The organism is Clostridium boliviensis (assembly GCF_033342255.1).
In the GTDB taxonomy this organism is placed as follows: Bacteria; Bacillota; Clostridia; order Lachnospirales; family Lachnospiraceae; genus Lacrimispora; species Lacrimispora boliviensis.
Map to the genome: position 1 here is coordinate 1 of NZ_JAWONS010000225.1, position 227 is coordinate 227.

The 227-nt window shown below is 62.1% G+C and carries 1 protein-coding gene; it reads right to left on the reverse strand.

Annotated features, from left to right (window positions below; genetic code table 11):
• Positions 1 to 227 (reverse strand): hypothetical protein (locus tag RZO55_RS14610; RefSeq protein WP_318065004.1); only part of this gene is annotated, 227 nt, incomplete at both ends.

Genomic DNA, 227 nt, shown 5'->3' on the forward strand with positions numbered 1-227 from the left:
TCGGGCCGGTATCTCCTGTCGGACCTGTATCTCCTGTCGGACCGGTATCTCCTGTCGGACCAGTTGGACCTGTATCTCCCGTCGGACCGGTATCTCCTGTCGGGCCGGTATCTCCCGTCGGACCGGTTGGGCCAGTATCTCCTGTCGGACCTGTTGGACCGGTATCTCCTGTCGGACCGGTTGGACCGGTATCTCCTGTCGGACCTGTTGGACCGGTATCTCCCGTC